Here is a 5,199-nt window from a genome sequence, read left to right as displayed (position 1 = left end):
CGGTCCAGTGCCGCGGGCCAGTGCGAGGGCACGGCGTCCGGTCCGGCCTGGGGCTCGCCGGACTCCTCGACCAGGTCGCCGCAGAAGACGATCTCCGGCGACCCGGACCCGGACCCGGACGACGCGGACCCGGACCCGGGGCGGGACCCGTCACCACCCCCACCCCCATCCCCGGCCACCAGGACCGCCAGGTCGTGGCCCGTGTGCCCGGGGCCCACGTTCGCCAGCAGGACCTGCCGGCCCCCGCCCAGGTCGAGCGTCCACTCGCCGCAGACCAGATGCCGCGGCCGGACCAGGAGATCCGCCGCCTCGGCCGCCTCGCCGGGATCGGCGCCGTTGCGCACGGCGTCCGCGCGCAGTTCCTCCCCCTCGTCGCCGAGAACCCGCTCGACGCCCACCGCGCCGAACACCTCGGCCCCCGCGAACGCCGCCGCCCCGAAGACATGGTCGAAGTGGGGATGCGTGAGCGCGAGATGCGTGATGCGCCTGCCCCCGAGCAGGCTCCGCGCCCGCGCCCGCAGCCACGCGCCCTCCCGCACGCTCGACCCCGCGTCGATCATGAGCGCCGCGTCCTCGCCCACCACGAGCCCCACCGTGCAGTCCCAGACCGGCAGCCGGTACCGCCCCGCGTACGGGGACAGCTCCTCCCACCCGGACCCGGCCCGCTCCGCCCCTTCCCAAGTCAGTGTCATACGCCGACGCTAAGGGCTGTCCCCGACAAGGCCCGGCAGGCGGACCCGACCAGAGTCGCAGCCCGGCCGCACCCGGACCCCGACCCGAGCCCGACCAGAGCCCGACCAGAGCCCGACAGAGCGGGACAGCCCCGTACACGTCGGCCACGTCGGCGTTCCCTTCGGCGTTCCTGTCGGTGCCCGGCGTCGTGACATCGCAGGCCCGCCCTTGCCCCGGTCGTACCCACCGGCCGTACACTGGGCCGGGGGATGCTGGCACTCGTGCGCGCTGAGTGCCAGGCGACAACCACCGAAGACGATCGACGACCATCGATGACCGCGGGAAAGACCGGCTGGAGGTGTGCGCGATGCTCAGTGAACGAAGGCTCGAAGTGCTGCGCGCCATCGTCCAGGACTACGTGGGCACGGAGGAACCGGTCGGCTCGAAGGCGCTCACGGAGCGGCACCGGCTGGGGGTCTCCCCGGCGACCGTGCGCAACGACATGGCGGTCCTGGAGGACGAGGGATACATCGCCCAGCCGCACACCAGCGCCGGCCGTATCCCCACGGACAAGGGCTACCGCCTCTTCGTCGACAGGCTCGCGGGCGTCAAGCCGATGACCGCGCCCGAGCGACGGGCGATCCACCACTTCCTGGACGGCGCCGTCGACCTCGACGACGTCGTGGGGCGGACCGTGCGGCTCCTCGCGCAGCTCACCCGGCAGGTGGCCGTCGTCCAGTACCCGTCGCTGACCCGCTCGACCGTGCGTCACGTGGAGCTCCTGTCGCTGGCCCCGGCCCGCGTCATGCTCGTACTCATCACGGACACCGGCCGCGTCGAGCAGCGCATGGTGGACTGCCCGGCCCCCTTCGGGGAGGCCTCGCTGGCCGATCTGCGCGCGCGGCTCAACAGCCGGATCGTGGGCCGCCGTTTCGCGGATGTCCCACAACTGGTGCAAGATCTCCCCGACGCCTTCGAGTCGGAGGACAGGGGGACGGTCGCGACGGTGCTCTCCACCCTCCTGGAGACCCTCGTCGAGGAGACCGAGGAGCGGCTGATGATCGGCGGCACCGCCAATCTGACCCGCTTCGGACATGACTTTCCTCTCACCATCCGTCCGGTGCTTGAGGCGTTGGAGGAGCAGGTCGTGCTCCTCAAACTCCTGGGGGAGGTCAACGATTCGGGCATGGCCGTACGGATCGGTCACGAGAACGCCCATGAGGGACTCAACTCCACTTCCGTGGTGTCGGTCGGCTACGGTTCGGGCGGCGAAGCAGTCGCCAAACTCGGCGTGGTCGGCCCGACGCGCATGGATTACCCCGGAACGATGGGAGCGGTACGAGCGGTGGCACGGTACGTAGGACAGATCCTGGCGGAGTCGTAGGTGGCCACGGACTACTACGCCGTACTCGGCGTGCGCCGCGACGCGTCCCAGGACGAGATCAAGAAGGCATTCCGGCGGCTCGCCCGCGAGCTGCACCCGGATGTCAATCCCGACCCGAAGACGCAAGAGCGCTTCAAGGAGATCAACGCCGCGTACGAGGTGTTGTCGGACCCGCAGAAGAAGCAGGTCTACGACCTCGGCGGCGACCCGCTGTCCCAGGCGGGCGGCGGTGGCGCGGGTGGCTTCGGCGCCGGCGGCTTCGGGAACTTCTCGGACATCATGGACGCGTTCTTCGGTACGGCGTCGCAGCGGGGCCCGCGGTCCCGCACGCGGCGCGGCCAGGACGCGATGATCCGGCTGGAGATCGACCTCGACGAGGCGGCCTTCGGCACCACGAAGGACATCCAGGTCGACACGGCCGTCGTCTGCACCACGTGCAGTGGTGAGGGCGCCGCCCCCGGCACCTCCGCGCAGACCTGTGACATGTGCCGCGGTCGCGGCGAGGTGTCCCAGGTCACACGGTCCTTCCTGGGTCAGGTCATGACGTCCCGGCCGTGCCCGCAGTGCCAGGGTTTCGGCACGGTCGTCCCGACGCCGTGCCCCGAGTGCGCGGGCGACGGACGGGTGCGCTCGCGCCGGACCCTGACCGTGAAGATTCCCGCCGGTGTCGACAACGGCACGCGGATCCAGCTCGCGGGCGAGGGCGAGGTCGGCCCCGGTGGCGGCCCCGCAGGCGACCTGTACGTGGAGATCCACGAGCTGCCGCACAACATGTTCCAGCGGCGGGGCGACGACCTGCACTGCACGGTCACCATTCCGATGACCGCGGCGGCGCTGGGCACGAAGGTCCCGCTGGAGACGCTCGACGGGCTCGAAGAGGTCGACATCCGTCCGGGCACCCAGTCCGGCCAGTCGATCCCCAAGCACGGGCGGGGCATCACGCATCTGCGCGGCGGCGGGCGCGGCGACCTCATCGTCCACGTCGAGGTCATGACGCCGACCAAGCTCGATCCCGAGATGGAGCGAGTGCTGCGGGAGCTGGCCCAACTGAGGGGCGAGGAACGGCCCACGGGCCAGTTCCAGCCCGGTCAGCAGGGGTTGTTCTCGCGGCTGAAGGACGCGTTCAACGGCCGTAGCTGAGTGGTGGGCGCCGGGCCCGGCGCAGGCCCGGCGCAGGATGTTCCGGTGGCTTATGCCCGGCGGACGGCCGGATTCGGACTTGCGCGGAGGACGTGACAACATGCCGTCATGTCCTCCGCGCTGACCGATCTTTTCCCCCTCCCGATCGTGCAGGCCCCGATGGCCGGCGGCGTCTCCGTGCCGCAGCTCGCCGCGGCCGTGTCCGAGGCCGGGGGGCTCGGCTTTCTCGCCGCCGGGTACAAGACGGCGGACGGCATGTACGAGGACATCAAGCAGCTGCGCGGAGCCACGAACCGCCCGTTCGGCGTGAACCTGTTCATGCCCCAGCCCGAGTACGCCGACCGGTCGGCCGTCGAGGTGTACGCCCACCAACTGGCCGGTGAGGCCTCCTGGTACGAGACCGAACTGGGCGACCCCGACAGCGGACGCGACGACGGCTACGACGCCAAACTCGCCGTCCTCCTCGACAACCCGGTGCCGGTCGTCTCCTTCCACTTCGGCTGCCCCACGCGGGACGTCCTGGACTCCCTGAGCCGGGCCGGCAGGCTGACCATGGTCACGGCGACCACCGCCGAGGAGGCGCAGGCCGTGCAGTGGGCGGGCGCCGACGTGGTGATAGCGCAGGGCATCGAGGCCGGCGGCCACCAGGGCACCCATCGCGACAACCCGGAGGCCGACGGCTCCGGCATCGGACTGCTCTCGCTCATCGCGCAGGTCCGCGAGACCGTGCAGATCCCGATCGTCGCGGCCGGCGGCATCATGCGCGGCAGCCAGATCGCGGCCGCACTCGCCGCCGGCGCGAGCGCCGCCCAACTGGGCACGGCCTTCCTCGCCACCCCCGAGTCCGGCGCCAACGCCCTGCACAAGCAGGCGTTGACCAACCCCCTTTTCGTACGGACGCAGTTGACGCGGGCGTTCTCCGGCCGGCCCGCCCGAGGGCTGATGAACCGCTTCATCCGCGAGCACGGGCCGTACGCGCCCGCCGCCTACCCCGATGTCCACCACCTCACCTCCGCACTGCGCAAGGCGGCGGCCAAGGCGGGGGACGCGCAGGGGATGGCGCTGTGGGCGGGGCAGGGGCACCGGCTCGCCCGCGAGCTGCCCGCGGGGCAGCTGGTCGAGGTGCTGGCGGCCGAACTCGCCGCCGCCCGGACCGCGTTGGCGGCCCACTCGGGCGGGGGCGGCACCGGCCGATGACCGCTCCCGTGTTCGTGGTGGACGAGGTGCCCGGCGGCCCCGAGTTCGTGCTCGAAGGACCCGAGGGGCGGCACGCCGTGTCCGTGAAACGGCTGCGGCCCGGCGAGGACGTGGTCCTCACCGACGGGCTCGGCCGCTGGACCGACGGCGTCGTCAAGGCGGCCGAGGGCAAGGACCGGCTCGTGGTGACGGGCCTCCACGGCGTGCGCGAGGAGCCCCGGCCGGCCCCCCGTATCACCGTCGTGCAGGCCCTGCCCAAGGGCGACCGCGGTGAACTCGCCGTCGAGACCATGTCGGAGACCGGCGTCGACGAGATCGTCCCCTGGTCGGCGTCCCGCTGCGTCACACAGTGGAAGGGCGAGCGCGGACAGAAGGCGCTCGGCAAGTGGCGGGCCACCGCCCGCGAGGCCGGCAAGCAGTCGCGCCGGGTGCGGTTCGCGCGGGTCGCGGACGCGATGACGACCAAACAGGTTGCCGCGTTTCTCGCCACGGCGGATTTCGCGGCGGTGCTGCACGAGGACCGGGAGTACCCGGGCGAGCCGCTCGCGACGGTCGAACTCCCCGCGGCGGGAGAGATCGTGCTGGTCGTCGGCCCCGAAGGCGGGGTGTCCGCAGAGGAGTTGAGGGCGTTCACCGGTGCCGGGGCGAGGGTCTGTCGGCTGGGGCGGAGTGTGCTGCGCACGTCCACGGCGGGTACCGCGGCGGTGGCGCTGCTGCTGGGCCGCACGGGCCGCTGGTCGTAACCCGAGGGTTTTTCGCCCCCGCCGCCCCTACCCTTCCCGTCACTTCTGGGGGCTGCGCCCCCA

The 5,199-nt window shown here is 72.1% G+C and carries 5 protein-coding genes; 4 read left to right on the top strand and 1 reads right to left on the bottom strand.

The features are described from left to right. On the bottom strand, positions 1-692 hold a 692-nt coding region (locus AOK01_RS33875; protein WP_055518466.1), incomplete at its 3' end, for an MBL fold metallo-hydrolase. A gap of 347 nt (positions 693-1,039) precedes the next feature. On the opposite strand from AOK01_RS33875, the gene hrcA reads away from it, so the two are divergent. The 4 genes from hrcA (at position 1,040) to AOK01_RS33855 (ending at position 5,136) form a co-directional block, all read left to right on the top strand. Beyond that, positions 1,040-2,056, top strand: a complete 1,017-nt coding sequence (gene hrcA / locus AOK01_RS33870) for a heat-inducible transcriptional repressor HrcA (RefSeq protein ID WP_055518464.1) — start codon at positions 1,040-1,042, stop codon at positions 2,054-2,056. Further along, positions 2,057-3,196, top strand: coding sequence for a molecular chaperone DnaJ (gene dnaJ / locus AOK01_RS33865; protein ID WP_055518462.1), 1,140 nt, complete (start codon positions 2,057-2,059; stop codon positions 3,194-3,196). 108 nt (positions 3,197-3,304) lie between these two features. After that, on the top strand, positions 3,305-4,393 hold the full coding sequence (locus AOK01_RS33860; RefSeq protein ID WP_055518461.1) for a nitronate monooxygenase: 1,089 nt from the start codon (positions 3,305-3,307) through the stop codon (positions 4,391-4,393). Then, complete coding sequence (locus tag AOK01_RS33855) at positions 4,390-5,136, top strand: 16S rRNA (uracil(1498)-N(3))-methyltransferase (protein WP_055518459.1); 747 nt, start codon at positions 4,390-4,392, stop codon at positions 5,134-5,136. Before AOK01_RS33860 ends, AOK01_RS33855 begins: the two co-directional genes overlap by 4 nt. Positions 5,137-5,199 lie beyond the last annotated feature (63 nt).

This window comes from Streptomyces aurantiacus (assembly GCF_001418335.1).
GTDB lineage: Bacteria > Actinomycetota > Actinomycetes > Streptomycetales > Streptomycetaceae > Streptomyces > Streptomyces aurantiacus.
The sequence above is the reverse complement of the archived record's forward strand: the minus strand, read 5'-3'. Positions and strand labels throughout refer to the sequence as shown.